Annotated in this window: 1 pseudogene; it reads left to right on the top strand. The window is 62.0% G+C overall.

Annotated elements, in window-relative coordinates:
- Positions 1-32 precede the first annotated feature (32 nt).
- Positions 33-428 (top strand): annotated as a pseudogene (locus G3T14_RS24115) (transposase); the annotation flags it as partial.
- Between the last annotated feature and the right edge of the window lie 1028 nt (positions 429-1456).

The following is a 1456-nucleotide window of genomic DNA, read 5'->3' as shown; positions in this document are numbered from 1 at the left end:
CGACGATCAACCACGAACCCAAGAGACCTCCGATGCCCGACGCGATGATAGTCCTACGTGGGCTGATGGAGAAGAGCTCCAACACGGATCTGTTGCGTGAGATGATCGTCTTTGCGGCCGAGCGCTTGATGGGGCTGGAGGTCGGGGGCCTGACCAGTGCCGCTCATGGCGAGAAGAGAGCCGAGCGCCTGGTCTAGTGCAACGGCTACAGCGAACAAGACTGGCAGACGAGGGCCGGCACGGTGAAGTTGCGCATACCCAATCTGCGCAAGGGCGGCTACTTCCCCTGCTTTCTGGAGCCGCAACGCATGGCCGAGAAGGCGCTCACCGCCGTAATCCAGAAGGCCTACATCTAGGGTATCTCGACACGCTCCGTGGACGATCTGGTCCAGGCTATGGGCGGCACCGGCGTCTCGAAAATCCGGCTTCAGTGCGTGTAGTGTGATACCCCCACTGCTACCGTATTTCTTGCCGTACCTGGCCGTGATCTACCGTCCGCCGATCAACTCACCCGAACTAGGCGTGTCTCCACAGCCGTTCGATTTTGGGATGGACTGCCAGCACAAGGGCTATGGCGCCCAGCGTCCCGGCAACGAAGATGAATACGAGTTCGGCCATTGGCCCGTTTAGATCGCGTCGGGCGTGGTGAGAAGGTGACGCCCTGCCATGAGGCAGTGTGCCTCAGTGATCACATCCGAGCCGCTCGTCGATGATTGAGCCCCCAACCGAGGCTGCGACTGAGACCGTACAGAATCAGACCGCTGAGGAACGCCAGGCCAGACGATCTGAGGTCGGGCATCCCCGAGACGCTACCCTGCTCGACCGACCACAAACCCGGAGTTCCCCCAGCTGCATCGTGTGAGACAGGCACACCTCCGATCACAGTCACGCGTCGGCATCGATAGACAGGATTGTGTGGGTCGATGCCGCTGACACCGCAAGCCGGTAAGGGCCGCGCATCCCAGATTGCCATTCCTGCAAGGACGAGGGCGTACGTCATGAAGGGGATGGCCAGCCCAAGACCGATCCGATGAGACCAGCGTGGGATGCGTGTCATCGCTAGGCCCTTCCGTTCGTCGGCACTGACCGCCTAGACCTTGTACGCGCCTCAGAAGCTACGCCGGCAGGGCCTCGATTACTCTCATGCTGACGACCAACCGGCACAAGCCCGAGGATGCCTAGTATCACGCGACCAGGCCCGTCCGGCCGACGGTCGGCACTGCCGACACCGCCCGATCGACTCACAGACCGATGGGGCGGGCTATTGAGCGCCTAGACGTGGATCCCGACGATCAAGGGCGCAAACAGCAACACCCCGAGGATTTCTCCTCAGGGTGCGCCTCGACGAAAGCGGCCAGGTGATCGGGGCTGGGGACGCTTAGGCCGAACCTAAAAGTCCCGCAGGTCCTAGTACGTGCCGAACTTGTAGTTCAGGCCGGCGCGGACGACGGCGAAC

The organism is Methylobacterium sp. BTF04, assembly GCF_010692745.1.
GTDB lineage: Bacteria > Pseudomonadota > Alphaproteobacteria > Rhizobiales > Beijerinckiaceae > Methylobacterium.
Note: the sequence above shows the minus strand (reverse complement) of the source record. Positions and strands in the feature narration are given on the sequence as shown.